At 71.2% G+C, this 25,249-nt stretch carries 21 protein-coding genes and 3 pseudogenes; 18 read left to right on the top strand and 6 right to left on the bottom strand.

Going from position 1 to position 25,249, the window contains the following annotated elements:
• Positions 1-24 precede the first annotated feature (24 nt).
• Positions 25-516: a DUF1453 domain-containing protein gene (locus tag RM609_RS24345; protein WP_311613674.1), complete on the bottom strand. Its 492-nt coding sequence runs from the start codon at positions 514-516 to the stop codon at positions 25-27.
• A 79-nt stretch (positions 517-595) separates the two neighbouring features.
• Between RM609_RS24345 and RM609_RS24340 the strand changes: the two genes are divergently transcribed.
• The 3 genes from RM609_RS24340 (at position 596) to RM609_RS24330 (ending at position 3,138) form a co-directional block, all read left to right on the top strand.
• Positions 596-1,216, top strand: coding sequence for a TetR/AcrR family transcriptional regulator (locus RM609_RS24340; RefSeq protein WP_311613673.1), 621 nt, complete (start codon positions 596-598; stop codon positions 1,214-1,216).
• Positions 1,217-1,355: 139 nt separating this feature from the next.
• On the top strand, positions 1,356-2,531 hold the full coding sequence (locus RM609_RS24335; protein ID WP_311613672.1) for a magnesium and cobalt transport protein CorA: 1,176 nt from the start codon (positions 1,356-1,358) through the stop codon (positions 2,529-2,531).
• Between the two features lie 391 nt (positions 2,532-2,922).
• A complete protein-coding gene (locus tag RM609_RS24330; RefSeq protein ID WP_311613671.1) occupies positions 2,923-3,138 on the top strand; it encodes a DUF6243 family protein in 216 nt (71 codons plus the stop codon).
• A 398-nt stretch (positions 3,139-3,536) separates the two neighbouring features.
• Here RM609_RS24330 and RM609_RS24325 read toward each other — a convergent pair whose 3' ends face one another.
• The gene (locus tag RM609_RS24325; RefSeq protein ID WP_311613746.1) at positions 3,537-3,932 is read right to left on the bottom strand and encodes a cupin; all 396 of its coding nucleotides are present in this window, start codon (positions 3,930-3,932) and stop codon (positions 3,537-3,539) included.
• Complete coding sequence (locus RM609_RS24320) at positions 3,932-5,380, bottom strand: MFS transporter (RefSeq protein ID WP_311613670.1); 1,449 nt, start codon at positions 5,378-5,380, stop codon at positions 3,932-3,934. The genes RM609_RS24325 and RM609_RS24320 overlap by 1 nt, the downstream gene beginning before the upstream one ends.
• A gap of 58 nt (positions 5,381-5,438) precedes the next feature.
• Between RM609_RS24320 and RM609_RS24315 the strand changes: the two genes are divergently transcribed.
• From RM609_RS24315 to RM609_RS24305, 3 genes are all read left to right on the top strand, one after another.
• A complete protein-coding gene (locus RM609_RS24315; protein WP_311613669.1) occupies positions 5,439-6,107 on the top strand; it encodes a TetR/AcrR family transcriptional regulator in 669 nt (222 codons plus the stop codon).
• Between the two features lie 331 nt (positions 6,108-6,438).
• A complete protein-coding gene (locus RM609_RS24310; protein WP_311613668.1) occupies positions 6,439-6,702 on the top strand; it encodes a hypothetical protein in 264 nt (87 codons plus the stop codon).
• Positions 6,703-7,006: 304 nt separating this feature from the next.
• The gene (locus tag RM609_RS24305) at positions 7,007-7,351 is read left to right on the top strand and encodes a hypothetical protein (protein ID WP_311613667.1); all 345 of its coding nucleotides are present in this window, start codon (positions 7,007-7,009) and stop codon (positions 7,349-7,351) included.
• 64 nt (positions 7,352-7,415) lie between these two features.
• Here RM609_RS24305 and RM609_RS34625 read toward each other — a convergent pair.
• Positions 7,416-7,762, bottom strand: a pseudogene (locus RM609_RS34625) (IS1380 family transposase); the annotation flags it as partial.
• A gap of 209 nt (positions 7,763-7,971) precedes the next feature.
• Between RM609_RS34625 and RM609_RS24300 the strand changes: the two are divergent.
• A pseudogene (locus RM609_RS24300) lies at positions 7,972-8,446 on the top strand (SAM-dependent methyltransferase).
• Positions 8,447-8,507: 61 nt separating this feature from the next.
• On the opposite strand, the pseudogene RM609_RS24295 reads toward RM609_RS24300, so the two are convergent.
• Positions 8,508-8,818, bottom strand: a pseudogene (locus RM609_RS24295) (IS630 family transposase); the annotation flags it as partial.
• A 626-nt stretch (positions 8,819-9,444) separates the two neighbouring features.
• Between RM609_RS24295 and RM609_RS24290 the strand changes: the two are divergent.
• The 6 genes from RM609_RS24290 to RM609_RS24265 all read left to right on the top strand — a co-directional run bounded on the left by RM609_RS24290 (position 9,445) and on the right by RM609_RS24265 (position 18,705).
• Entirely contained in the window at positions 9,445-11,022 is a 1,578-nt protein-coding gene (locus RM609_RS24290; protein WP_311613666.1) for an AbfB domain-containing protein, read from the top strand.
• A 45-nt stretch (positions 11,023-11,067) separates the two neighbouring features.
• Complete coding sequence (locus tag RM609_RS24285; protein ID WP_311613665.1) at positions 11,068-11,619, top strand: RICIN domain-containing protein; 552 nt, start codon at positions 11,068-11,070, stop codon at positions 11,617-11,619.
• Between the two features lie 38 nt (positions 11,620-11,657).
• On the top strand, positions 11,658-12,296 hold the full coding sequence (locus RM609_RS24280) for an RICIN domain-containing protein (protein ID WP_311613664.1): 639 nt from the start codon (positions 11,658-11,660) through the stop codon (positions 12,294-12,296).
• 123 nt (positions 12,297-12,419) lie between these two features.
• Positions 12,420-13,559 carry a hypothetical protein gene (locus RM609_RS24275; protein ID WP_311613663.1) on the top strand — a complete coding sequence of 380 codons (1,140 nt, stop codon included), beginning with the start codon at positions 12,420-12,422 and terminating at the stop codon, positions 13,557-13,559.
• Between the two features lie 332 nt (positions 13,560-13,891).
• Complete coding sequence (locus RM609_RS24270; protein ID WP_311613662.1) at positions 13,892-18,145, top strand: polymorphic toxin-type HINT domain-containing protein; 4,254 nt, start codon at positions 13,892-13,894, stop codon at positions 18,143-18,145.
• A 23-nt stretch (positions 18,146-18,168) separates the two neighbouring features.
• Positions 18,169-18,705, top strand: coding sequence for a hypothetical protein (locus tag RM609_RS24265; protein ID WP_311613661.1), 537 nt, complete (start codon positions 18,169-18,171; stop codon positions 18,703-18,705).
• 63 nt (positions 18,706-18,768) lie between these two features.
• Here the strand turns inward: RM609_RS24265 and RM609_RS24260 are convergent, their stop codons facing one another.
• On the bottom strand, positions 18,769-19,722 hold the full coding sequence (locus RM609_RS24260; RefSeq protein ID WP_311613660.1) for an ACP S-malonyltransferase: 954 nt from the start codon (positions 19,720-19,722) through the stop codon (positions 18,769-18,771).
• Positions 19,723-20,019: 297 nt separating this feature from the next.
• On the opposite strand from RM609_RS24260, the gene RM609_RS24255 reads away from it, so the two are divergent.
• From RM609_RS24255 to RM609_RS24235, 5 genes are all read left to right on the top strand, one after another.
• Entirely contained in the window at positions 20,020-21,066 is a 1,047-nt protein-coding gene (locus RM609_RS24255; protein WP_311613659.1) for an AfsA-related hotdog domain-containing protein, read from the top strand.
• Complete coding sequence (locus RM609_RS24250; RefSeq protein ID WP_311613658.1) at positions 21,063-22,100, top strand: ketoacyl-ACP synthase III family protein; 1,038 nt, start codon at positions 21,063-21,065, stop codon at positions 22,098-22,100. Before RM609_RS24255 ends, RM609_RS24250 begins: the two co-directional genes overlap by 4 nt.
• Before the next feature lie 86 nt (positions 22,101-22,186).
• Positions 22,187-23,935 (top strand): FAD-dependent monooxygenase, encoded by a 1,749-nt coding sequence (locus RM609_RS24245; RefSeq protein ID WP_311613657.1) that lies wholly within the window; start codon positions 22,187-22,189, stop codon positions 23,933-23,935.
• Positions 23,932-24,990 carry a beta-ketoacyl-ACP synthase III gene (locus RM609_RS24240; protein ID WP_311613656.1) on the top strand — a complete coding sequence of 353 codons (1,059 nt, stop codon included), beginning with the start codon at positions 23,932-23,934 and terminating at the stop codon, positions 24,988-24,990. The genes RM609_RS24245 and RM609_RS24240 overlap by 4 nt, the downstream gene beginning before the upstream one ends.
• Positions 24,987-25,244: an acyl carrier protein gene (locus RM609_RS24235; protein WP_311613655.1), complete on the top strand. Its 258-nt coding sequence runs from the start codon at positions 24,987-24,989 to the stop codon at positions 25,242-25,244. The genes RM609_RS24240 and RM609_RS24235 overlap by 4 nt, the downstream gene beginning before the upstream one ends.
• The last annotated feature ends 5 nt before the right edge of the window (positions 25,245-25,249 follow it).

Below are 25,249 nucleotides of genomic sequence, written 5' to 3'. Positions count from 1 at the left end.
CGGAGTCGACGCGGGCACCGTCGTTCAGCGGCGGCGGCGCCCGTCCCGCGTCTCCGGCGCGAAGGGGACCCCGGTCATCACGCCGCGCGCTCCCACCGCCAGGGCCTCGCCCAGGAAGCCGACGCCGATCGAGAGCTGGACGGGTCGCGCCTGCGGGTGCATGCCCATCCGGCTCGCGAGGAACCCGAAGCCGAACGAGATCAGCGCCGACACCGCCATCACCGCGAACGTCCGGCCGGTGTAACGCTGCCAGAGCACCCCCTCCCTCTCGAAGACCTGGATGGTCAGCCCGCGCACCGCCCCCAGAGAGACGCCCAGCAGGACACCGGCCACCACCCATACGGTGTCCGCGATGCCGATTCCCTCGGCCTTCCACAGGGTCCACGCGCCGAGACCGGTGAGGATCAGCGGGGCCGCGAACAAGTCGCGGGCGTTGAGGGGTTCCCCTCGCAGCCGTTTGACCACGACGGCCACGGCGACCGCGGCGATGAGGGCGGTCGACAGCCAGGCGTTCACTCCGACTCCTTGCGTAGCTCATTTTTATAGCTCAGTCGTGCTACATAAGAATTTAGCCCGCCCGTGCTATAACGGCAACATGCCTAAGATCGTCGACCCCGAGGCCCGCCGCCGGGCGGTCGCCGACGCCGTGTTCCGGGTGGCACGGCGCGACGGCCTGGAGAACGCGTCGCTGCGCAACGTCGCCCAGGAGGCGGGGCTCGCCGTCGGTTCCGTGCGGCACTACTTCGCCGACCACTCCGACCTGATGCTCTTCGCCATGCGGGAGCTCGCCCGCCGCGTCGAGGTCCGCGTGCGCGGGCACGCCGAGCGGCTGCTGGCCACGCCGCCCGTCCCGGAGCGCGGCGCGCTCGTCGAGGAGCTCCTCGCGGAGTTCCTCCCCCTCGACCAGGCCCGCCACGACGAGGCCGTCCTGTGGCTGGCCTTCGGCACGGCGGCCCGCGTCCGCCCCGAACTGCGGCCCAGCGCCGACAGGCTCCACACGGGCATGCGCGAGCTGATCGAGCGCGTCCTGCGCGAGGGGCGGAGCGCCGGCGGCTTCCCCGAGGACCTCGACGTCCCCACGGAGACGCTGCGGACGCTCGCGCTCATCGACGGCCTGACCCTGACGGCCGTGCTCCACCCGGACCGGGTCCCCGTCGACGACATGCGGCGGGTACTGCGGCTGCACCTGCGGTCGTTGCGGGGCGACGGCGACTGACCCGGCGCCGGCGCAAACCCCTGCCAGACCCCTGCCAGACCCCCGGCGGGACATCCCCTCAGGGGCTGCAAATGGGGATGTATATCCTGTTCCGCGTACCCCGTTCCGCGGCCCGAGACGAGCGAGAGGGAGACGAACGATGCCCGAGCGCCCTCCGCGCCACCGGTCCGCCCCCAGAAAGCACTCGTGGCTGCGCCCCACGAACGGCCGCACGGCCGCTTCCCCGACGCCCGGCCCGGCCCCCGCCGCCGACCCGCCGGCCGACCGTTCCGCCGACGGCAAGGCCGTCGACGGGACGAGCGTCGTCCACGCCGCCGTCTACCGCGACGGCCACCGCGCGGCCACCCCGACGTCGCTCGCCGACACCTACCGGCGGCTGCGCGAGCAGCCCGACGGCATGGCCTGGATCGACCTGTACCGCCCCTCCGAGGAGGAACTCCTCTCGCTCGCCGGGGAGTTCGACCTCCACCAGCTCGCTATCGAGGACGCCCTGGAGGCCCACCAGCGACCCAAGCTGGAACGTTACGGCGACACCCTCTTCGTGGTCCTGCGCGCCGCCCGCTACCTGGACGCCCCCGAGGAGGTCGACTTCGGCGAGCTCCACGTCTTCGTCGGCCCCGACTTCGTCATCACCGTCCGGCACGGCGCCGCCCCGGACCTCCCGGCCGTCCGCCGCCGCATGGAGGCCACCCCGGAGCTCCTCGCCCTCGGCCCGGAGGCCGTGCTCTACGCGATCCTCGACGCCGTCGTCGACGGCTACGCCCCGGTCGTGGCGGGCGTCCAGAACGACCTCGACGAAATCGAGACCGAGGTCTTCGGCGGCGACCCGGCCGTCTCCCGCCGCATCTACGAACTCGCCCGCGAAATGGTGGAGTTCCAGCGCGCCACCCGCCCCCTGGTCGGCATGCTGCACGGCCTGATGGCAGGCTTCGCCAAGTACGGCACCGACGACGAACTCCAGCGCTACCTACGCGACGTGGCCGACCACGTCACCCACACCAGCGAGCGCGTCGACGGCTTCCGCTCCGCCCTCACCGACATCCTCCAGGTCAACGCCACACTCGTCACCCAGCAGCAGAACGCGGAAATGCGCGCCCTGGCGGAGGCGGGTTTCGAGCAGAACGAAGAGATCAAGAAGATCTCGTCGTGGGCGGCGATTCTGTTCGCTCCCACGCTGGTGGGAACGATCTACGGCATGAACTTCGACGCCATGCCCGAGCTGCACTGGGCGTTCGGCTACCCCTTCGCGATCCTGCTGATGGGGATGGTCTGCGTCAGCCTGTACTTCGTCTTCAAGCGGCGGGACTGGCTGTAGACAGCGCATCAAACAGTCGACCGACTTCACTCTTGCGAACGCCTGAGAGCAGCCCGCAGGGCTCCTGGGGAGAATGCGCAGCACGCGGCTACGGGGGGTAGCGAAAAAGGGTGGCACAGCATCTGTGCGCCAGATCACCCACCGCGCAGGCCCCGGTCGTAGCCGAGCCGAGCCGGCCCCGGGCGCTCGCCGGAAGCCCGGCCGACGCCGGGGCGGCGAAAACCATGGCGCGCGGGGCCGACGGAACCGGGTAACGTCTTTGTCATGTTCTTCCAGACACCGATTTACGAGTGAGAGCGTGACGGGCCCCTGCTGACGTTCCTCGACGTCGCCGCGCCCGTCCCCCACCGATGAATCCGTAGATCACTTCACATCATCACCGGGAGAACCCGTGACCGACAGCAAGAACATCAACAACCCCGTGGGCCAGGGCGGCGGCCAGCGCAAGAAGCTGTCCCGTGCCGAACGGCAGAACAACGGTCCGCACCGCAACCGCGACCGCCAGAGTGCCGCCGCCCAGAAGGCCGAGCTGGTGCGCAAGATGCGCGAGAAGGCACGCGCAGCCGAGGCCGCCGGGCAGGCGAGCGACGACACCGCACAGAGCTGACGCACCTCCGCCACAGGGCGGCACCGCACGGGGCAGGGCCCGGACCGCAACACGCGGTCCGGGCCCTGCCCCGTATCGGGGGTTTTGCCGAGGTGAGCCCAAAAGCCGCCAATAGTTGATCTTGGCGTTCCGATCGGTTCGGCCGTCGCCCGTTCGACCCGGTGTCGTCGGTGGTGATGTTGACCATCGTCTGGGCCCGGGGCGGGATTGTGCCCTCGATCGAACGGACCGCGTATCCGCGGTTCAAGCGGCTGATCACCGCGCATGAGCTGCATCTGTTCTTCTCGCCAACCCGGGAGGAGGCGGCAGGACGGCAGCCGGACGCCGCACTGGCGTGCAGCCTGCGTGCTCCGGACTTTGTGGTGGCCCGGCAGCACGTCTGCCGGACCACCGTATGGTCAGTGGGTGTCGGTGCGCTTTTCGAGGCGGGTGCCGTGGCGAAGGGTGATCGACATCAGGTCGCTGGGCGCCTCCAGCTCCAGGCGGTGCCAGCGACCGCGGGGGACGATCACGGCGGTGCCTGCCTGCAACTGCACCATGTCCTCGGCGCCGCCGGGCCTGTCGGGACGGAAGTAGAGGCGGATACCGCCGGTCAGGCAGCACACCGCTTCTTCTGCTTCCGGGTGCATCTCCCAGTAATCGGCGTGCACGTCGGCGTCGGTCTCGACGTGGAACGTGGCGATCTGCCAGGCGCCGGAGCCGCTGCTCGTCATCTGCCGTTCGACGGCTCGGACGTCGCCGTCGGGGTGGAAATGCAGCGCCGAGGCGAACAGGTCGACGGCAGTGGTCGTCATCATGACGGTGTTCCTTCCAACTGGTTCTCTGTGGGGGCGGTGGGTTGCGGGAGAGGTGTGACGGCCCGGCGGCGCGGCAGCACGCCGATCGCCACGACCGCCGCGAGCACGAAAATGGCGGCGGCGATGGCCAGGCCCAGGGCGTAGCCGTCGTTGAGCGCGGCGGGGTCGGTGGTCGTGCCGGTGTGGTGCGCGGCGATGGTGGCCAGCGCTGCTAGGCCGATGGAGCCGCCGAGTTGGCGGGAGCTGTTCATGAGCCCGGAGGCCATGCCGGCCTCGTGCGGGGTGACGCCGGTGGTCGCGGCGGCGGCGACCGGGGCCAGAACCAGTCCGGCTCCGATGCTGGTGACGAGGGACGGGCCGAGCACGTCGGTGAGGAAGCTGCCGTCGGGGCTGATGAGAGCGAACCAGGCCAGGCCCGCGGTGGCCAGCAGGGCGCCGGGCACCAGGGACGCACGGGGGGTGCGTGCTGCGGTGATCCGGGTCGCCACGATGGTTCCCGCGACCAGGCCGGCGGAGAAGGGCAGAAACGCGATCCCGGTCGCTGCGGCGCCCATGCCCAGGACCTGCTGCATGTACAGGGACACGAAGTAGAACGCCGTGAACTGCCCGGCCGCGGCCAGGAACACCAGCACGTTCGCACCGGCGACCCAGCGGCTGCGCAGCAGGCCGAGGCGCAGCAGCGGTGCGGCGACCCGTGACTCGGTGAAGACGAAGGCGATCAGCAGCACGGCCGCGGCAGCCAGGGTCGTCCACGTGACCGGGGAGCCCCAGCCCAGGGCGTCGGTGCGGACGACACCGAGCACCAGCAGCCCGACTCCGCCGGTCGCCAGGACGGCGCCCAGCGCGTCCAGCCTCTCGCGCCGGGCCGGTGATGCCCCGGCAGGCACCCCTGCGGGGATCAGCGCGAGAGCCGCTACGACGATGGGCAGGTTGATCAGCATGACCCAGCGCCAGCCCGCGTACTGGGTCAGCAGTCCGCCTGCCAGCACGCCCAGCGCGCCGCCTGCGGCGTTCACCGCGCTCCACACCCCGAGCGCGCGGACGCGCTGGGGGCCTTCGGTGAAGGTGGTGGTGAGCATCGCCAGCGCGGCCGGCGCGGCTGCGGCGGCGCCCAGGCCCTGCCCGGCGCGGGCGGCGATCAGTTGCCAGGGAGCCTGGGCCAGCCCACCCGCCAGCGAGCACAGCCCGAAGACGGCCAGCCCCAGCGCGAACATCCGACGGCGGCCGTACAGGTCGCACGCGCGTCCTCCCAGCAGCAGGAACCCGCCGAACGTGAGCGCGTACACGTGGACAACCCACGACAGGTCGAGCGGCGCGAATCCCAGGTCGGAGCGGATCGCGGGCAATGCGACGTTGACCACGGACATGTCCAGGGCGACGACGAACTGGGCGACGGCGGCTGCCGCCAGCACCACTCCGGGCCTACCACGAGAGTTTCTGTACATGTAAGAAAAGTTAGCGCCCAGGGGTCACCGTTGTCGACACCTGGGGGATGATGGGGGCATGCCGCAACCGTCCGCACCGCGCAAAGCCCTGGGCCGACCTCCCCGTATCTCCCGCGAGGAGATCATCGAGACAGCCCGCCGGATCGTGGCCGAGCAAGGAGTGGACCGGCTGACCATGCGGCGGCTGGCCGCGGAGATCGGCAGTACGCCCATGGCGCTCTACCACCACGTCCGCGACAAGGAAGAACTGCTCGTCCTGCTGCTGGACGACTACGCGACACGGACCCTGCGCCGACCCGAACTGCCCGCCCACCCCCGCGAGCGGGTCATCGCCGCCACCACCGCCATCCACGATGCACTCGCCGCCTGCCCCTGGATCGTGGAAGTACTCACCGCCGACGACCTGATGTCCACCACCGCGCTGTGGTTCGTCGAGCAGATCGTCGACGGCCTGGTCGAATGCGGCCTCTCCCCCGACCGGGCCGTGCACGGCTACCGCGCGATCTGGTACTACACCGCCGGAGAGATCGTGGTCAGGACGACAGCGGCCCGAAGGCGCGCAGACGACGACAGTGCGACCTACCGGGAACAAGTCTTCGCCGATCTCGACCCGAGCGAGCTGCCCCGCTTGGCGCAGGTCGCGGACCGCTGGGCGCCACTGACCGCCGAGGACACCTACCAGGACGGACTCCGGGCCCTGCTGGACGGCCTTCTCGCCGGCCGCTGACGACTCGCCGCCGGACCATCGAATGACGACAGGGGGCGCGCGGGTTCGATGAGCGCCGTGGCCATCCCGGCACAGCGCAAGGCTCGCCGCGAGTACGAGAACCGCGTCAACGCGCTCATGACTGACACCCGGCGCTGAGCGGAAGTCGGCCGGCACACCAAGATCAACTATTGGCGGCTTTCGGGCTTACCTCGGCGATACCCCTATCTGGGCTCTGCTGCCGCACCGCGCGCGGCCGGTCCGCTCAGCTCTCGGCCGACCCACCCACGTCTCAGCCGACCACTCGGGGCAGCCGCAGATTCAGCAGCCCCGTCACCGCCACCACCCCGAGTTGCACCAGCAGCCTCACCACCAGCGCGCCCCCGCACCCAGCCCCGGCGACACCGCCAGGAAGGGCATGCCGAGCATCGCCACCCCTACGGCCGGCGAGGACTGCTGCGCGGTCACCATCACCTCGCTGCCCGCCCATGCCCGGTCCGCCGGAGCGCACGATCCGCAGCAGCACCGGGAGCTGGAAGCCCTGGCCCAGCCCGGCGGCAGCAGACTGGAGGAGGTGCCCGAACCCCAGGTCCGGCCAGTCGCACCGGGCGGTTGACTGTGGATCTCAGATACGGCCGCGAGACCGTCCCCGCCTTACGTCCATCCCGCGCATCCCGCGTGCGCATGGCCGCCCGCCGCTGCCAGACATGCGATGAAGCAGCCTGACTGCTGTCACAGGCCCGGCGGCACAACTAGTCAAGTGGACAGGCGCGCGGAGAACACCGCAACCCGACATGCGTCCTTGCGCGCCCCCTCCCACCGCCTGGCCGAAAACCATCCACAGCGAGACACTCCCATCGCCGGGAACCCAACAGGCAACGCACCGAATTCCCGGCACCTCAGTCAAGGAGGGAACGGGAATGCGCCACATACGACCTCGTCTCGCCGGTCTCGCCGCCGCCGTCCTGGCCATCGGCAGCACACTGACCTTCGCGGGCCCCGCCCACGCCGCCACGTGTCCCACCAGCAATGCGGTCTGCGACTACTCGGGGCTCAATTTCGTCGATGCGCTGGAGGTCGATCACCCCCAGGTCGGGGTCTGCAAGAACATCCGGTTCCAGGGGCACTCCACGAGGAACCACACCACGCACACGTTGATCCTCTTCCAGGGCGCGAACTGCACCCTGCCGACCGGCGTCGACGTGCCGCCCCTCACCGAACTCCCGGCGGACAGCTACCACTCCTACCTGGCCGACGTGACCTGACGTCGGTCGGGCAGCAACACGCACGACTGCCGGTGGCCCCATCCGTATGCCGACGCCTGGGTGGGGCCACCGGCTCTCCGAACCCGCCCGGTCCGTGGTCGACGAACCCCCATCAGCGGATGATGGCCGAAGGGCCTTCTTCCACGTCGCAGCCGCATTCTGTTTGTCGGAGTGCGCGATCACGAGCGCCGTGTCCAAGCCCACGATCACGTGTCCGCCCACGTCGGGGAATGTACCCGGCCAACGCTTATACCCTCGCACGGACTTGCGCCCTGACCTGCCGGAGCGCGGTCAGCGCACTCCCCGCCGCCCGAACACGACCGCCGCGGCCCGCAGTAAGGCGATGTCGGCCAGGCAGTTCCCGGCGAGTGCCATCATGAACACCAGATCGTGCACTGCACGGGACTGTCGACGCTTGCGGCGCGACACCACCATCCACGACGCGTTCGGCGACGAGCAAGAGGTGGCCTATCCCGACTGGGCCGCCATCGTTCCAGTGCTCTGACCGGAAACGATCACCGGAGTGGTGTGATGGCCGAGTGTCTACGGCGGTGGATGTCGCGCAGGCTAACTCAAGGTCGTGACACGGCCTGTCAGTTCTCCGGTCTAGGGTCGCCCGCATGGTTGAGCCCTCCTTTCTGACCGCCGTCCGGGAGTCGTACGACACGGTCGCGGCTGATTACGTCGAACGCGTCCCGCCTCCAGCCGAGATGGACCCGCTGTCTCGCGCGATGCTGGCAGGGTTTGCCGAGCTCGTGCGGACGGCCGGTCTGGGGCCGGGCGTGGACCTGGGGTGCGGCCCCGGCCGTGTGACGGCGGCAGTGGCTGCCGGCGGTGTTCGCCGAGTTCCACCGCACGCTCGCGCCCGGCGGCTACCTGCTCTGGGGAGACTATGTCGGCGATGAACGGCTGCAGCCGACCCACGGCTATGGCCATCCGGTGTCCTACGAGTCATACCTCCTGCCACTGGACCGGATGGTCGGCCTGCTGGAGCAGGCCGGACTCGTCGTCACCGCGAGGCTGGAGCAGGAGCCTGGCGGACGGGTGAACAGACCGCACGCCTGCCTGCTGGCCCGCAAGCCCGAAAAGCCCTGACGGGGCTTGTTCCCGCGGCGAGGCCGCTCGTGCCAGATCGCCGACGGTCACGGCGCGGCGGTCAGGCCGCGGGGTTGAGAGGGCGGCCGCCCCAGCGGCTGCCTTTCTCGCCGCGGATACGGGCGCGTTCGCGCCGCTGGGCGGCCAGGACGTCGGGGTGGCGGCGGGCGTTCTGGTTGCGCCAGTGCAAGTAGAGGTGCAGCGCCCCTTGCGACGCCGGTTGACACCCCAGAGCGTGTCGTCGCCGACCGAGTAGCAGCCATGGAAATAGCGCAGTCCGTGGGTGCGGTGGAAAGTGGCCGGGAGCCGGTCGGGCTTGCCCTGCCTGGACCAGCAAGCCCCGGCGGTCGGGCGGATGCCGAGTGGGCCGAAGCGTACGCGACGACACCCGCGCCCTCAGCGCTCTGCTCATCACCCCGCCGGATCCGCCCGCCATCCGGGATGGCTTGCGCGAACACCCCAGAGGGGGCCTTCACAATACGGGTCGGCCCCGCTGGGGAGGATCTGGGGAGAACGGAGCCCCGTTGAGGAGCGGCTGGGGAGGATCGACCACCCAAACCGGCAGCCCGGCGAATGAGCCGGAAACGCCCATCGCTGCAGGTCAGAGTGGCTTGCCAGGCAATCTCCGCAAGTCGGCGCTCCGAGGGCGACAACTTCAAGAAGACCCCCTCCTGCGCGTTCGGCCACCCCTTCGCGATCCTGCTGATGGGGATGGTCTGCGTCAGAGCCTGTACTTCGTCTTCAAGAAGCGCGACTGGCTCTGAGCGAGGGCAGAGCCCCCGGGTGCCGCAAGGCGCGTAAACACATCACCCAACGCAAAGTCAAGCCCTCATTCCCCCAAAATGCCCCCAAGGGCAGGCCAATCGCGTCCGGATCATATCAGTGCATAGCCGGTTTGACTCTTATTCGGGGATCTTCAACACTGCGCCCAGAGACCGCTTTCGTTCGCCCGTTCGCCCGGGCCACTCGAACGAAGCGCTACTGGGGGTTACAACAAAATGCACAAGAGTCAGACCAGCTCTGCGCGCACACGGAACATCGTCAAGCGGGGGATCGTGGCGACCACCGCGCTGGCCGCCGTCGCCGGCGCGGTCGCGCCGGGTATCGCCGTGGCCGCGCCCGCCGGCGCGGTCGCCGCGGCCGTGGGCATCGGCACCACCGACACGCAGCGCGTCGACGCCGCGGCCGTGGTCCGTCTGGACCCGACGCCGGACGTCCTCCTCCTCAGCGACGACGACTTCGTCCACGCGCTGTGGCAGAAGGCGCGGGACGGCGGGGAGACGCTCCAGAACGTGCGCCTGGCCGCCGAGGACGCCATGGTCGGCGAATCCGCCGAGGACCGCGTGCGGTTCATCACCACCGGCATCCACGAGGCGTACAAGCTCGACAAGCAGCGGGAGAAGGACAAGGCCGACGCCGACCGCGCGGCCCGCGACGCCAAGTCCCAGGCGCTGATCGCGGTGGGCATCCCGAACAGCCCCGATCTGCTGGGCCTCAGCGACGACAATTTCATCCGCGCCGTGCTGAAGCACGAGGCCTCCGGGCCGGAGGTCCGTGACGCGGCGGCCAAGGCCCTGGCGGGCGACGCCGGCGACTGGGCGAAGTTCATCGCCAACGGCGCCCGTGAGGCCCACCAGCGCGATGTGGCCAACGAGCTCAAGGAGCTCGAGCAGAAGAACCGCGAGGAGGCCGAGCGCCGCAAGGAGCTGGCCGCGCGCAAGAACGCGGCCGCCCTGTTCGGCATCACGCCGTCCGAGGCCGTGCTGGCCCTCGGTGACGACAACTTCATCCGCGAACTGCTGCGCGCCGCGTCCGGCGACCAGGGCACCGAGCTCTACGCCGCGGCCCAGAAGGCGGTGCTCAGCTCCAGCCCCGCGGACTGGAAGCAGTTCATCCACACCGGCGCCGAGGAAGCGTACAAGCGCGACGACGAGGCCCGCCGCAAGAAGATCGCGGAGGCCAGCCGCAGGCAGGCGCTCCAGATCCAGGCCGCGGCAGAGAAGACCGGGATGAATCCGAACCTGGTCGCCGTCGCGAAGAAGGCGCTGGCCGGTACCGACGAGGACGTCGCCCGGTTCCTCAAGGAGGACAGCCAGTACCGCGCGAAGCGGCAGTCCTTCCAGCCCGTCAACGCCAAGCTGGCCGGCTTCCACATCCGTCAGTCCGACGTGGACGGCGGCGAGGCGTTCATCGCTCCCGTCGACGCCAAGGACAAGCAGACCGACCGCGAGGACGCCACCTGGGTGATCATCCCCGCGCTGGCCAACCAGCCCGGCTGCTACTCCTTCGAGTCCGCCCGCAAGCCCGGCTACTACCTGGCGCAGAAGGACCGCCGGGTGCGGATGTCCGCGGACGACAACAGCACCGCCTTCCGCAAGGACGCCACGTGGTGCGCACGCAAGGGCCTCGCCGGTTCCGGCATGTCCTTCGAGTCCGCGGGCCAGCCGGGGCGTTGGCTGCGGCAGTTCTGGGGCGACCTCTACACGGCCGACAAGAGCGGCAAGAACCGCTACGACGCCGAGAAGGACTTCGCCCAGGACGCCACCTGGAAGATCTCCGCCCCGCTCGCCCGCTGACCCCGCTCGATACCGAGCCCACTCCTGAGAAGAACGGAATCCCCCATGTCTCGGATCACCCGGGCCACGATCGCCATCGGCGCCGGTGTCGCCGCGCTGGCCGGCAGCGCGGGCAACGCCTCCGCGGACGAGACCGCCGCGCGCGCCGCCGCGCCGACGGCCGTACAGCTCCAGGTCGAGCACAGCGGCAAGTGCCTCACCATCGCGAAGGGCAGCCTCCGCAACGGCGCCCAGGCCACACAGGCCACGTGCGCCGACGGCCTGGACAACCAGCTCTTCGACGTGATTCCCACCGGCAGCGCCACCTTCGAGCTGCGCCCCAAGCACAGCGGCAAGTGCCTCGAAGTGGACAACGGAGGCACCGACATCCGCGCGAACGTCCAGCAGTGGTGGTGCGCCGAGCTCCCCCACCAGCGCTGGCGGATGGTCATGGTCGACGTGGCCAAGGAACTGTACGAGCTGCGCCCCGCCCACGCCCTGAACCGCTGCCTGGACGTCCAGGGCGGCAACCTCGAGGACGGCGCGAACATCATGCTGTGGTACTGCAACAGCACCGCCGGCCAGCGCTGGAAGCTCCTGCCCGCCAAGTCCGCCTGAGCGGCACCCACATCCTTCGAGAAGAAACGGATCCCACCATGGCACGGACCACCCGAGCCGCGCTGGCCATCGGTGCCGGCCTCATCCTCCTGACCGGCGGCGCCGGCACCGCGTACGCGGACGGGGACGACAGCACCACCGCCGCCCAGCGCGCGGCGGAGGCCGCCGCACGAGCGGCCGCCGACGCCGCACGAGCGGCCGCCGAGGCGGCGCGCGCCGCCAACGAACGCGCGAACGCGCCCCAGACGGTCGTCACCCTCCAGGTCGCGGCCAGCGGCAAGTGCCTGGAAATCAACAACGGCGCCAAGGACAACGGCGTCAAGGCCCAGCAGTACACCTGCAACGGCACCGCCCCCCAGCAGTGGCGCATGGTCCCCGCCGCCGACTCCTCCTATGAGCTGCGGTCCGTGCCCAGCGGCAAGTGCCTCGAGGTGGAGAACAGCGGCACCAAGGCCGGCGACGACGCCCAGCAGTGGACCTGCCACGGCGGCGCGAACACCCACTGGCAGGCCGTCCTGGTCGACCACGACAAGAAGCTCTTCCAGCTGCGTCCCCAGCACGTCCAGGACCGTTGCCTGGATATCCCCGGGGCCAGCAAGGAGAACAACGTGAAGGCCCAGCAGTGGTACTGCAACCAGAGCGACGCCCAGCTGTGGAAGATCACGCCGGTCAAGTGACCTCGCGGTCGGTGCCGCGCGTGCGCGGCAGGTAGACCGCGCGGAGGGACAGCGTCTTGACCAAGGCGCTGTCCCTCTCCGTATGGACGACTGCAATGAGCTACACGTTCTTGAGGGGGAAGAGTGAGTCGTCAGTGGTGGATCGCGCAGGCGCTGGCCGTCGGCATGCTGACCGGTGGGGTCGCTGTGGCAGGGGTGGCACCGGCTTGGGCCGACGCCCCGGCCGTGGTGGCGCCCCCGGCCGTGGTGGCGGCCCCGGCCATGGTGGCGGCCCCGGCCGACCAGCCGGCCGACGAGGCCGCGCTCGCGCAGGCCGCGGCGGCCCAGGCGGCGCGTGACTACGTGCTCAAGGTGGCGAAGACGAACCCGTCGGCCGATGTACGGACCTCGGCGTGGAACGCCCTGCGCAGCACCCGGGGGGACGAGGCGATCGCGGAGTGGCTGGCGCCTGGCGGCGGCTTCGACGCCGCCAGGCAGCGGGCGCGGGACGTACGGGCCCGCAACAGGGCCTTCTGCGAGCGGGTGGTGCGTACGCACACGGCGGAGTTCTCCCCCGAGACGCGGGCGGCGGCCGAGCGCGCGCTGAAGGGCACAGCCACCGACCAGGCGGCGTTCGTGAAGACCGGGTACGCCGAGGCGCAGAAGCGCGACCGGGCCGCCCGGGAGGCGGACACCCGGCACAAGCTGGAAGTCGCCGCCAAGGACCGTGACTTCGTGTCCTCGGTCGCCGAGCACGACCCGGGCGAGCAGGTGCGGGTGGCGGCCCAGTGGGCGCTGCGCCCGGGCGCCACGGACGCGGACGTGGCGGAGTTCTTCGGCTACGGCTGGGCGACCGGCGCGACCTTGGACTTCGAGGCCTTCGCGACACGGATCACGGATGCGGAAACGATCCGGCGCGCCACCCTGGCGCGTCTGGTCAAGGAAGCCGACGCGGCGGAGAAGGCCGTGAATGGCTCGGCGGACGCAGCGAAGGCCCGGGCAGAGGCCGAGCAGGCGTGGAAGGCCGTGGCCGACCACTCCGAGGCCGCACGCAAGGCGTGGCTGGCCGAGCAGGAGACGGCCTCGGCGCAGGCGGACAACTGGAAGAACATCGCCAAGGCCGCCCAGGAGAGCTCCGACGAGCTCTGGAAGAACATCGGCCGGTCGGCCGACGCCACCCAGAAGACCTGGTCCCAGGAGCAGGCCAACGCGCTGGAGACGTCCGGGTTCTGGCAGAGCATGTTCGACAAGGCCCGGGACGGCGAGATCCGCGTCAAGGGCTGACGTTTTCACGTACTTCGGCCGGCCTGACCTGTCGGCCGAATTTCCCTGACCGCCGGATTCCGTCGGTCATCCGGGCCCGGTTCTCGTGACCGGGTCCGCTCCGCCCTGCCCGCGTGCGCGGGCGGGCTCAGGGGCTTTTTTCCATTTCATTTCATTGGGGGGTTCTTCCTGTGATGGGTAGATTCCGGCCGAGAGCCGGACGACGGCTGCGTGGTGACGTGGCCGGTGTGGTGAGAAAGGCCGTCTCCACGGCCGTTGTTGTCGCGATATTGGGTGGCGCGACGGGGGAGGCCACGGCGGCCACCACGACGGCGCGTGCCCAAAGTGCCGCTTTGAAGCCGACCGAGGCGATGGCGGCACTGGACAAGCTGGCGGCGGCGCTGCCGAAGCCGGCCGCGGGTGCGGTACCGGCGCCGCGGACGGAGCTGGACAAGCTCTCCGCGGAGCGTGACCGGCAGATGGTGGAGGACTTCGCGGAGTTCGATCCGGAGCCGGAGGTCCAGGAGGCCGCGAAGAAGGCCCTGGAGAGCTCGGACCCGAACGCGATCCGGGAGTTCCTGGCGCATGGCGAGGCCGAGGCCCGCCAGCGCGCGAAGGAGAAGAAGGACGGCGCGGACGTCAAGAACCGCGCGGAGATCGAAAAGCTGCGCGGCACGGGCGGGGCGAACTTCAACGCCGAGGTCGAACGTGTCCTGGGCCCGAAGGCGACCGCGAAGGACCGCGCCGACTTCCTCGCCTTCGGCGGGGCGATCGCCAAGCAGCGTGACGAGAAGGACAAGCAGAACGCGGCGCAGCAGGCGGCGGAGAACCGCAAGCGCGTCGAGATGCTCGTGGCCTCCGGTGGCCCGGAGGTGAAGAAGGCCGCCCAGGCCGCTCTGGACACCAAGGACGACGCGAAGATCGCGGAGTTCCTGGAGAAGGGCTACCTGGTCGCGGCCCAGAAGGACGCCGACGCCCGCGCCGCCATCGAAAAGGCCCAGAAGGAGGCGCAGGAAGCGGCGGAGAAGCTGCGCGAGCTGGCCGAGAAGGCGGCGCGTGCGGCGGAGGCGCGTACGAAGCTGATCGCCGCGCACGGTGACGCGGTCAAGGCGCTGAAGAACGTCTCGAACGCGATGTCGCTGGCGGCGGGTTCGGCGCGTCAGGCGGACCGGATGCTGTCGGCCGACCGCGCCGGCAAGACGCTCTCGTCGTACGACAACGTCAAGGCCGACGTCGCCCGTCAGGTCGAGTTCGCCGGCGTCGCCGCCAAGCAGGCGCAGGTCGCCGCGGCGCAGGCGAAGGTCCAGGCCGATGTGCTGGTCGAGACCGGCCTGACGTACGGCACGCAGTGGTCGGAGGTCGCGTCGGGTATCGCTGCGGCTGCTGACGCGGCGGTGAAGGCGAGTGAGACCGCGCAGCACGCGGTGGACGCCACCGAGGCGGACGCGAAGGGCCTGAACGCCAAGAACCAGGCCGAGCTGCACGAGCAGCAGGCCAAGATGTGGCGCGCCAACGCCGAGCAGCACGCCGCCACCGCGGCGAAGCTGGCGGAGGCGGCCGACAAGCAGGCCAAGATCGCCGCCGACGCCGCGGCGCGTGCGCGGACGGCGCGGATCGCGGCGGAGAAGGCCGAGGCCGAGGCGTGGGAGCACGCGAAGAAGACGCGTGAGGCCCGCCAGGAGGCCGAGCGCCAGGCGAAGATCGCCGCCGAGCAGCGGGCTATCGCCGAGCGCGAGCGCGACCTCGCCGCCCAGGCACGTGCCCGGGCCGAGCACGAGCGCGACATCGCGGCTGCGGCGCGGGCGCGTGCGGAGGCCGAGGCCCGTGCGGCTTCCGCCGCACGGGCAGAGGCTCAGGCCGCCGCAGCGACGGCGGCGTCGGCCCGGGCGGACGCCGAGAAGCAGGACGGCATCGCCGCCAAGGCGGACGACAACGCCCGTGGCATGGAGACCCAGGCCCGCGAGGCCCGGGACAAGGCGTACTCGGCCCGGCAGAAGCACCAGGCCGAGGAGGCCAGGGCCCAGGCCACCGCGTCGATGGCCGCGGCGGCCAAGGGCACCTCGTACTCCGTCGAGTCGCAGGCCGCCGCTGCCGCCGCCCGGTCGGACGCCGACACCGCCAGTGCCGCTGCCGATCAGGCGCAGGGTGCCGCTGACACGGCCAGTGGTGCCGCTGTCCGGGCGCGTTCCGCCGCGACGGAGGCCGCCGGCGCGGCCGCTCGCGCCCGCGCCGCCGCCGCCGAGGCGACCGCGCACGCCGCGGCCGCCAACGCCGCCGCCAACAAGGCCGAGGCCGCCGCTGCCGCCGCGAACGCCGCTGCCAACCGCGCTGAAGCCGAGGCTGCGGCGACCCACGCCGCCGCCACCCGGGCGAATGTGAAGGCCGCCGAGGCGACCGCGCAGGAGGCCCGCGCCGGTGTCGCCGCGCACGAGGCCGCCCGCCTTGCCGGTCTCGCGGCGATCGAGGCGAAGAACGCGCTCCAGGCCGCGAACCGGACCAAGGACGAGGCCGAAGGCGCCACTCGCGAGGCCGCCATGGCCCGGCTCCAGGCCGGCGTCGCCGTGCAGGCGTCCAGCGCCGCCAAGGCCTCCGCTGCCGGTATCGCCGATCCGGCGAACACCGCGATCGAACTGACCGCCCCGTTCGCGGGCAAGGACATCGACGCGGACTTCGCCGCCGAGGTCGCCACCGCCGCCCAGGAGCTGGGCGAGGAGCAGGTCGCCTCCGCCCAGGCCAAGGCCACCGAAGCGGTCAAGGCCGCCGAGGACGCCGAAGCCGCCGCGAAGCGGGCGAACGCTCAGGTCGCTCCGGCCTTCAAGGCCGCGGCCGACGCCGCCCGTTCCTCCGCGAATGCCACGCGGTCCATGGCCGCCGCCATGCGCTCCGCCGCCGACGCGGCCATCGACGGCGCCAAGGCACGTGCCGCCGCTGCCCGTGCCAACCAGGCCGACGCACAGGCCCAGGCCGACGCCAAGGCAGCCCGCGAGGCCGCCAACCAGGCCTACGCCGACGCCGCGGCGGCCCGCCAGGCCGCCAACGACGCCGAAGCCGAAGCAGCCCGCGCCCGAGGCGCCGCCGCCGAAGCCGAACAGCACGCCGCGGCCGCCTCAAGCGCCGCCGACCTCGCCGAGAGCGAGGCCGCCACCGCCCAGGCCGCGGCCACCAAGGCCAAGGAGGACGCCGACGCCGCAGGCAAGCTCGCCGAATCCGCGGAGAAGCACGCCGCGTCGGCGAAGGAGGCCGCCAACAATGCCCTCGGCTACGCCAAGCAGGCCGACGAGGCCGCCAAGAAGGCCGAGGCAGAAGCACGCGAGCAGGAGCGCAAGGCACGCGAGGAAGCCGCCGAGGCGGGCAAGAGCGACAGTCCTCAACTGACCGACGACGAGCTGGAGGTCCTCGAGAAGAGTGGCATCTCCCGTGAGGAATACGAGAAGGCCCGGCAGCTCGCCGGCAAGGACTTCGCGGACCTCCTGGTGGAGATCGGTGGTGGTCTCCTCGCGGACTACTTCGACATCAAGAACATCAAGAAGTGCATCAGCGACGGCAACGTCGAGGCGTGCTTCTGGGCGCTGGTGAACAACCTCCCCTGGGGCAAGGCTCTCCGGGCCATCGAGAAGTTCCCGGAGATCGCCAAGGCCATCAAGCGTCTGGCCAACATCGGCAAGCTCCTCGAGGAGTCGGCCACGGCGAAGAAGCTCATCGACAAGGGGAAGGGCGTCCTTGATGCCCTCCGCAAGGTACATGCGGAATGCCTCATCGAAGCGGCCGAGGAACTCCCCGACAACAGCTTCACGCCGCGGACCCCGGTCCTGATGGCGGACGGCACCCGCAAGCCGATCGAGGACGTCCGGACGGGTCAGGACGTCCTGGCCACCGACCCCGGGACCGGCAGGACCGAGGGGCGCATGGTCACCAACGTGATCATCGGCCAGGGTCAGAAGAACCTCGTCGAGGTCACGGTCGACACCGACGGTGCGGCGGGCGACGCCACCGGCAAGGTCACCGCCACCGGCAACCACCCGTTCTGGGTGGACAACCAGCACCGCTGGCTCACGGCGGCGGACCTCAAGGCGGGCGACCGGCTCCGCACCCCCGACGGCGGGCTGAACGAGGTCGTCGGCACCCGGGCGTGGACCGAGACGCGCAAGGTCTACAACCTCACCGTCGAGGGCGTCCACACCTACTACGTCGGTGTCGGCACCACGGCGATCCTCGTCCACAACGCCAAGAAGAAGAAGTGCCTCGAGATCGATCACGTGGCCCAGGTCTCCGGTGACTGGGTCCACAAGGGCGCTCACGTCAATATGGCGGACGAGACCGAGGTGCTGATCCGCGCGGACGGCAAGGGTGGCATCATGGGCCTGCCCTACCGCCGAGGTGGTTCGATCGGCGAGCCCTCGCAGAAGCAGATCGACGCCGCCATCGAGGAACTCAGGACGAATCCGAAGCGGCGCGAGGACATGCTGAGAGTCGCGCGGGCCGCCAAGGAGAAGTTCGAATACAGCGCCAAGGCGATGAAGGAGGGCCGTAAGCCGGAGTGGAAGTTCGACAACGACCGGACGAAGGAAATTCAGGACCTGATCGACGCGCTGGAGAACATTCCGTAACCGGCGCATGGGAGAAGACGCGGATGTCCGACCTGGAGTTCTACGCCCACGTCGCCACTCGTGGTGACGTACTGGGGGCGGGTATCGGGTCCCCTCCTGCCGCATGGGAGGAAGAGCTGGGGCCCGACTACGCCGACAACACGTCGGCGGGCCTCATCGGCCGGGACTACGGACTGGTGCAGTTGTCGTTCCAGGAGGACGAGGGCATCTGGGCGTGCACCGATATCAAGGTGCGGGTGCGCAGCCTGATCCGCGGCGCGGGCGTCGTACCGCCGCCCCTCCGGGAGGCGTACGGTGAATTCACTCATCGAGTCGGATTCGACGACCTTCGTGCCCTGATCACGGACCTGGGGCATTCGGTCGAGCCGGACGACGACGCGTCGGTGACGGACGACTTCCACAGGTACCGGGTGTCCGGGTCCGGCGCGAGGATCTTCGTCGTCGCCGACGCGGATCCCTACGGAAACGGCGACATCGATCCGGACGACCCCACGGAAAAGCGCGTGGGGGACGTGCTGTACATCGATGTGTCACCGGCCTGGTGGTCGGACCGGGACTGATTCGGTCCCTGAACACGGCACGACAAGGAGTGGCGGGTACTCGCTCGAGTACCCGCCACTCCTTTATTTGTACACAACCGCCCGCCCACCCCCCACCGCTTCCGCCGGGACGTCCGGGAACACGCGGCGGGCCAGGCCCGCCAGGGTGCGGCCCGGGCCGAAGTCGGTGAAGCGGGCGCTGCCCAGCTCGGTCACCAGCGTGTGGAGGGTGTCGTTCCAGCGGACCGGGGAGATCAGCTGGCGCGCGCAGAGGGCCGGCCAGTCGTGGCCGTCGGTGTGGGGGCGGGCGTCCACGTTGGAGATCACCGGGGCGTGTGCGGGGCGGAATGTGATCTCGTCCAGTGCCGCGGCGAGTGCCTGGCTCGCGGGTGCCATGTACGCGGTGTGGCAGGCGGCGGACACCGGTAGGACGCTGTAGCGCCAGCCGTTCGCGAGGGCCTGCGCGCCGGCGGTCTCGACCGCGTCCGGGGCGCCCGCGATCACCGTCTGTTGCGGGGAGTTGAGGTTGGCGACCCACAGGTCCGCGCCGTCGCGGCGTACCCGGTCGGTGAGTTCCTCGACGGCCGTGGGGTCCGCGCCCATGACGGCGGCCATGGCTCCGGGCCGGTGGCGGGCGGCGTCGGCCATCGCGCGGCCGCGTACCCCGACCAGCCGGGCGCCGTCGGCGGTGGTGAGGGCCCCGGCCGCCACCAGGGCCGTGTACTCCCCCAGGCTGTGCCCGGCGAAGGCGGTGACGCGGGCCTCCGGGTGGGTGTCCCGGAATTCCGTCCAGGACAGCAACGACGCCGTGAAGACGCTGATCTGGGCGAGGTCGGTACGGGCCAGGGTGTCCGTGCCGGCCTCCAGGAGCAGTTCCGCGACATCGTGTCCCGACGCCTCGGAGACCGTGTCGACCAGGGACCACGACGGCGTGTCGCGCCAGCGGGCGCCCATGCCCTGCCGCTGTACCCCCTGCCCCGGGAAGAGGGCGGCGAACGACGTCGCACCAATGCCGTGTGTGTCGTGTGTAGCAGCCATCGGTGTTTTTCCTCCGGTCTGTTCCATGCCTCCGGTGAATCGGGTGCCGGATCGAGTGTCGGCACCCGCGACTCAAGCGGAGGACAAGCGCCGGTCATCGCCGGGCCACTGGTGCGGGACTTGAGTTGAATATTGGCCGGGGCGCTGAATGCTGGTTCTCGCACCGGGCTCGCGGCCCGGTTTTACGACCGGTGCCGACGTCGGGAGACCCTCATTACGCCCACCACCGAGATGACCAGAGAGATAGCCGGAGATTTGTACGCCGGAAACGCGATAGCGGAGGTTCTGGAGGTGTTCATGGAATCCAAGGTCCCTCGAAGCGGGCTGTCCGGAACGGATACCCTCGAATTCAACCGGACCGTCGACCGGTCCTTGCTGCACCGCTGGGCCCTGTCCGAGGTGTTCCTGACGGACGCCCGCCGGGTGAGCGAGTCCGCGTACCTCGCGGCCGCTCAACTGCCGCCGTCGCACACCTATTACACGGAGGGGTGCTCCCGGCTCGGCGTGCCGGATCCGCTGCTCCTGCTGGAGTGCTGCCGGCAGGCGGAGACGTACGGGGGCCACGCGTTCTTCGGCGTGCCCCGGGACAGCAAGTTCCTGCTGCGTTCGTGGTCGATGTCCCTGCCGGGGCTGCTGACCGCGCCCGTCACGGACCGGCCGGGCGAGCTCGCGATGCGGGTGCGTACGAGCAACCGCCGCGGGGCGGCCGGTGATGTCCGCCGGCTGACGTACGAGGCGGAGATGGAGCTCTCCCGGCACCGCCTGGGCACGGTGCGCATCGACGTCGGGTACATACCCGGCGAGGTGTACTCCATGGTGCGCGAGCGGGGCCGGGGCAGGCCGCTCACTCCGTTCGGGGACCTCCCCCGGGTGGGTTCGCGGCTGGCGCCGTCCCTCGTGGGCCGGGTGGATCCGGCCAACGTGGTGCTCGGCGATGTGCGCACCGGCCCCGACGGGGCCTCCGCGTCGCTCCGTGTGCCCGTGGACAACCGCAGCATGTTCGACCACGCGCAGGACCACGTGCCGGGCATGGTGCTGATGGAGGCGGCCCGGCAGTTGTGCCTGTTCACCGCCTCCGAGTTGCACGGCGCCTCGACGCCGCGTACCACGGTCGCCGGTTTCGACTTCTCCTTCGCTCGCTACGCGGAGCTGGACTCCCCCACGACCGTGCACGTCCGCAGGACCGAGCCGTACGCCCATGTGGACGAGCTCGGCGCCGCGCTGCCGGAACTGTGGACCTTCCACGTGGAGTTCGAGCAGGACGGCGCGGTCATCGCCACCGGCCGGATGCACACGACGACGTCCCGCGCCTACGCGGCCGCCATGCAGGAGGTGATGGTGTGAGGGCGCCCGATGGAGTCCTCCTCACTCCCGCCGAGTGGCTGCCGGCCACCACCGTCAAGGCGGTGGAGGCGCTCGCCGACGGCCTGGTCACCCGGGACGAGAGCGAGGCGATCGGCTATGACGAGCTTCCCGTGTCCGGACGCGAGTCGGCCCCCGAGATGGCGGTGCTGGCCGGCCGGGAGGCGCTGGAGCGGGCCGGAGTGGCACCGGCGTCGGTACGGGCCGTGCTGCACGCGTGGACGTACTACCAGGGGCACGACTTCTGGTCCCCGGCGCACTACGTGGCCGACCGGACCGGCGCGACCGGCAGTGTTCCCATCGGCATCCAGCAGATGTGCAACGGCGGCGCGGCGGCCCTGGAGACCGCGCTGACCCGGCTGGTGGCGATGCCGGACCACGGCCCGGTGCTGGTGACGACGGGCGACCAGTTCTGCGGCCCCGGGTTCGACCGCTGGCGCGGTGACTACGGGGTCTGGTACGGGGACGGGGCGACGGCCGCGGTGCTGGAGCGCCGCGAGGGGCCGGCGGGAGCCGCGCTCGTCCTGGACGCCCTGGTCACCGAGGCCGCGCCGGATCTGGAGGTCGTCCACCGCGATGTGTCCCGTTTCCAGGAGGCGCCCCTGTCGGCCGGTCCCACGGTCGATGTGCGGCGCACCAAGAAGGCGTTCCTGACGGGCACGGGCCGGGAGCCGTTCGTCGGCCGGCTGCGGGAGACTACGACCCGCGTGGTCGCGGCCGCGCTGGCCGAGGCGGGCCTCGGACCGGACGGCCCGGCCCCGCGCGCGGTGCTGCTGCCCCGTCTCGGGCGGGCGACGGCGCGTGACATCTACGGGCCCGCGGTGGCGGCGGTCACTCCCGCCCCGGTCGTCGACCTGGGCGCCGGCACCGGCCATCTGGGCGCGGGCGACCTCTTCTCGAACCTCGCGGCACTGGCCGGCGATGGCCCGTGGGGGCTCCGGTCCGGCGAGCACGCCGTCGTGCTCAGCGCGGGCGCCGGGTTCACCTGGAGCGGTGTCGTGGTGCACCGCCCCTGAGCCCCGGCCCCCTCCTCAGCTTCTCAGCTTGGCCCCGGGTCCGTTCGGCGATCCGGCGATAGAACGGCAAACGGAAAGGCGTGATGATGACGATTCCCCTGCGTGAGCACTCCGGTGGGGAACGGCCGGTGCTGATCGTGGGCGGCGGGCCGGTGGGTCTGGTCCTCGCGTGCGAACTCCTCGGCCAGGGTGTGCCGGTGCGGGTCGTCGACGGCACCCCGCCGGACTCCTCGCTGCACTCCCGCGCCATCGTGGTGTGGCCGCGCAGCCTGGAGCTGCTCGGCCGGATCGGGGCGGCGGAGCCGCTCGCCGAGGCGGGCAACCGGCTCGACGCGGTGACCTACTTCTCGCAGAAGCGGCCGCTCGGCTCGATCGAGATGAGCCGGCTCAAGGACACCCCCTACCCCTTCGGCCTGGTCATCCCCCAGCACCGCACGGAGGACGTGGTCCGCGACCGGCTGATCGCGCTCGGCGGGAAGGTCGAGCAGGGCACGGTGACCGGGCTCGACAACTCCGGCCGGCGGCCCGTGGTCGACGTGGCGTGGACGGACGGCCGTACCGAGCAGATCGAGGCCGACTGGGTCATCGGCGCGGACGGCGCGCACAGTTCGGTGCGCCGCTTCGCGGGCATCGAGTTCCTCGGCAGCGGTGAGGACGTGCTCTTCGCCATCGGCGACGGGCCGATCGACGGCGATCTGCACGACAACGAGCTGCTCTACTGCTACACGCGCGGCGGGGCGCTCGGCTTCGCCCCGTTCGGCGACGGCCGGTTCCGGCTGGCGGTGAGCGTGCCGGGCTGGACGGAGGACCACGCGCCGCCGCGCGAGCTGTTCCAGCGGGTGATGGACGAACGGGCCCCGCGCCCCGGCATGATCGGGCCGCTGGACTGGACGACGATCTTCCGGGCGCGGCGGCGGGTCGCCGAGACCCTGCGCGACGGCCGGGTCTTCCTCGCCGGCGACGCGGGCCACATCTTCAGCGCGGCGGGCGCCCAGGGCATGAACACCGGTATCCAGGACGCGGTGAACCTGGGCTGGAAGCTGGCGGGCGTCATCCGGGGCACCCTGGAGCCCGGGATCCTCGACACCTATGACTCCGAGCGCCGGCTGGCCGCCGAGCGGGTGGTCCTGACCACCGCCAAGCAGACCAGCTGGGGGCTGTTCCGGGGCCGCAGGGAGGTCGCCGTCCGGGACACCCTGGTGCGGTCCGCGCAGCGCACGGGCGTCCTCCAGCGGTTCGGCGCCCCGCTGATGGCGCAGCACGACGTCACCTACCGGCCCGCCGAGTCGCTGTGGCAGACGCTGCCGGGGCTCACCCGTGCCGTGCGGGCGGGCGACCGGCTGCCGGTCTTCAGCCGGCACGCCTCGGCCGGTGACGGCCCGGCGGCGGGCGGGGGCCGCTGGCCGTCCGTCGACGCGGCGGGCCCGACCGTCCTGCTGTGGGCCGGCGAGCGGCAGAACGACGAGTGGGTCCGGCAGCGCGACGCGCTGCTCGCGACCCTCCCGGCCGGCTTCCCGGCCCAGGACGTCTCGGCCTGGCCCGGCTTCGCCCCGCTGCTGGGCAAGGAGCCCCGGGCCGTACTCGTCCGCCCGGACGGCCACATCGCGGCCCTGACCGGTCTGGACCCGGCGGAGCTGCGGATGGCTCTGCGGCGCGCCCGCGTGGTGCTCTCGGCCCTGCCGCGTACCGAGCGTGTGGGCACCGAGACCGTCACCGAGATGGGCGCGAGCGCCGCGGCGGGCGCCCCGGCACCGCAGGTGATACCCAGGAAGGCGGAGAAGCCCGCCCCGGAAAAGCCCGAAAAGCCCGAAGAGCCGGAAAAGGCGGCGTCGTGAGCCGGGCCGCCGTGGTGTGCGGTCTCGGCGCCTGGGTGCCGCCGAGGGTCGTGCCCAATGACGTGCTGGCGGAGCAGCTCGACACCTCGGACGAGTGGATCCGCACCCGGACGGGCATCGAGCGACGGCACGTGATCGAGCCGGGCGACGCCACCTCCGACCTGGCGGTCGAGGCCGGGCGCAGGGCGCTGGCCTCGGCGGCCGCCCGAGGCGGGGCGGAGGCCGAGGGAATCGACCTGGTCGTCCTCGCCACCAGCACCCCCGACCACCCCTGCCCGGCCACGGCGCCCGTCGTGGCCGAGCGGCTGGGCCTGGGCGGCGTCGCGGCCTTCGACGTGGGCGCCGTGTGCACCGGCTTCGTCTACGCCCTCGCGGTCGCGGCCTCGATGCTGACGGCCGGGACGGCGCAGCGCGCGCTGGTCATCGGCGCGGACACCTTCTCCACGATCCTGGATCCCGGGGACCGCACCACCCGTGCCATCTTCGGCGACGGGGCGGGCGCGGTGGTGCTGCGCACCGGGGACGCGGACGAGCCGGGAGCGTTGCTGGGCTTCGACCTCGGCAGCGACGGCGCGGGCTCCGACATGATCACCGTCCGCGCCGGCGGCTCGCGGCAGCGCTCCACCGGGGAGCCAGCCCCCGAGGGCGACCAGTACTTCTCGATGGCCGGCCGCGCGGTCTTCACCGAGGCGGTGCTGAACATGAGCAAGTCCGCCCAGAACCTGATCGACCGGATCGGCTGGACCGGGGACGCCTCGGTCGACCGGGTGGTGGCCCATCAGGCCAATGTGCGCATCCTGCGCGCGGTCGGCGATCAACTGGGCCTGGCCGACGAACAGATCGTCGTCAATCTCGACAAGGTCGGCAACACCGTGGCGGGTTCCATCCCGCTCGCCCTCGCCGACGCGGTGGCCGCCGGGGACGTCCGGCCGGGCCACCGGGTGCTCCTCACCGGCTTCGGCGGCGGCCTGACCTGGGGATCGGCCGCCCTGCGCTGGCCGGATCTGGCCCTTGTCCCCGACCCCACGCCTACCCTACGGAAGGAACAGTCATGACCACGGCAACAGCGACGCAGAAGATCAAGGACCGTGTGGTGTCCATCCTGAGCGAGAAGTTCGGCCTGCCGGAGGAGGAGATCCTCTCCGGCGCCGTCTTCGAGGAGCTCGACATCGACTCGCTGATCCTCGTCGAGCTCGGCCTCATTCTCCGCAAGGAGATGGGCGTCGTGCTCCAGGAGGGCGAGCTGAAGTCGACCCACACGATCGACGACGCGGTGACCGTCATCGAGGCGAAGGGCCCGCGGGTGTGAGCGCC

Origin of the sequence: Streptomyces hesseae, from assembly GCF_031845785.1 — a bacterium.
GTDB lineage: Bacteria > Actinomycetota > Actinomycetes > Streptomycetales > Streptomycetaceae > Streptomyces > Streptomyces hesseae.
The sequence above is the reverse complement of the archived record's forward strand: the minus strand, read 5'-3'. Positions and strand labels throughout refer to the sequence as shown.

Excerpts from the sequence above, each read along its gene's own strand:
- RM609_RS24340 (WP_311613673.1), top strand. The coding sequence starts at position 596 with ATGCCTAAGATCGTCGACCCCGAGGCCCGCCGCCGGGCGGTCGCCGAC.
- RM609_RS24335 (WP_311613672.1), top strand. The coding sequence starts at position 1,356 with ATGCCCGAGCGCCCTCCGCGCCACCGGTCCGCCCCCAGAAAGCACTCG.
- RM609_RS24325 (WP_311613746.1), bottom strand. The coding sequence starts at position 3,932 with ATGACGACCACTGCCGTCGACCTGTTCGCCTCGGCGCTGCATTTCCAC.
- RM609_RS24320 (WP_311613670.1), bottom strand. The coding sequence starts at position 5,380 with ATGTACAGAAACTCTCGTGGTAGGCCCGGAGTGGTGCTGGCGGCAGCC.
- RM609_RS24315 (WP_311613669.1), top strand. The coding sequence starts at position 5,439 with ATGCCGCAACCGTCCGCACCGCGCAAAGCCCTGGGCCGACCTCCCCGT.
- RM609_RS24305 (WP_311613667.1), top strand. The coding sequence starts at position 7,007 with ATGCGCCACATACGACCTCGTCTCGCCGGTCTCGCCGCCGCCGTCCTG.
- RM609_RS24290 (WP_311613666.1), top strand. The coding sequence starts at position 9,445 with ATGCACAAGAGTCAGACCAGCTCTGCGCGCACACGGAACATCGTCAAG.
- RM609_RS24285 (WP_311613665.1), top strand. The coding sequence starts at position 11,068 with ATGTCTCGGATCACCCGGGCCACGATCGCCATCGGCGCCGGTGTCGCC.
- RM609_RS24280 (WP_311613664.1), top strand. The coding sequence starts at position 11,658 with ATGGCACGGACCACCCGAGCCGCGCTGGCCATCGGTGCCGGCCTCATC.
- RM609_RS24265 (WP_311613661.1), top strand. The coding sequence starts at position 18,169 with ATGTCCGACCTGGAGTTCTACGCCCACGTCGCCACTCGTGGTGACGTA.
- RM609_RS24260 (WP_311613660.1), bottom strand. The coding sequence starts at position 19,722 with ATGGCTGCTACACACGACACACACGGCATTGGTGCGACGTCGTTCGCC.
- RM609_RS24255 (WP_311613659.1), top strand. The coding sequence starts at position 20,020 with ATGGAATCCAAGGTCCCTCGAAGCGGGCTGTCCGGAACGGATACCCTC.
- RM609_RS24245 (WP_311613657.1), top strand. The coding sequence starts at position 22,187 with ATGACGATTCCCCTGCGTGAGCACTCCGGTGGGGAACGGCCGGTGCTG.
- RM609_RS24235 (WP_311613655.1), top strand. The coding sequence starts at position 24,987 with ATGACCACGGCAACAGCGACGCAGAAGATCAAGGACCGTGTGGTGTCC.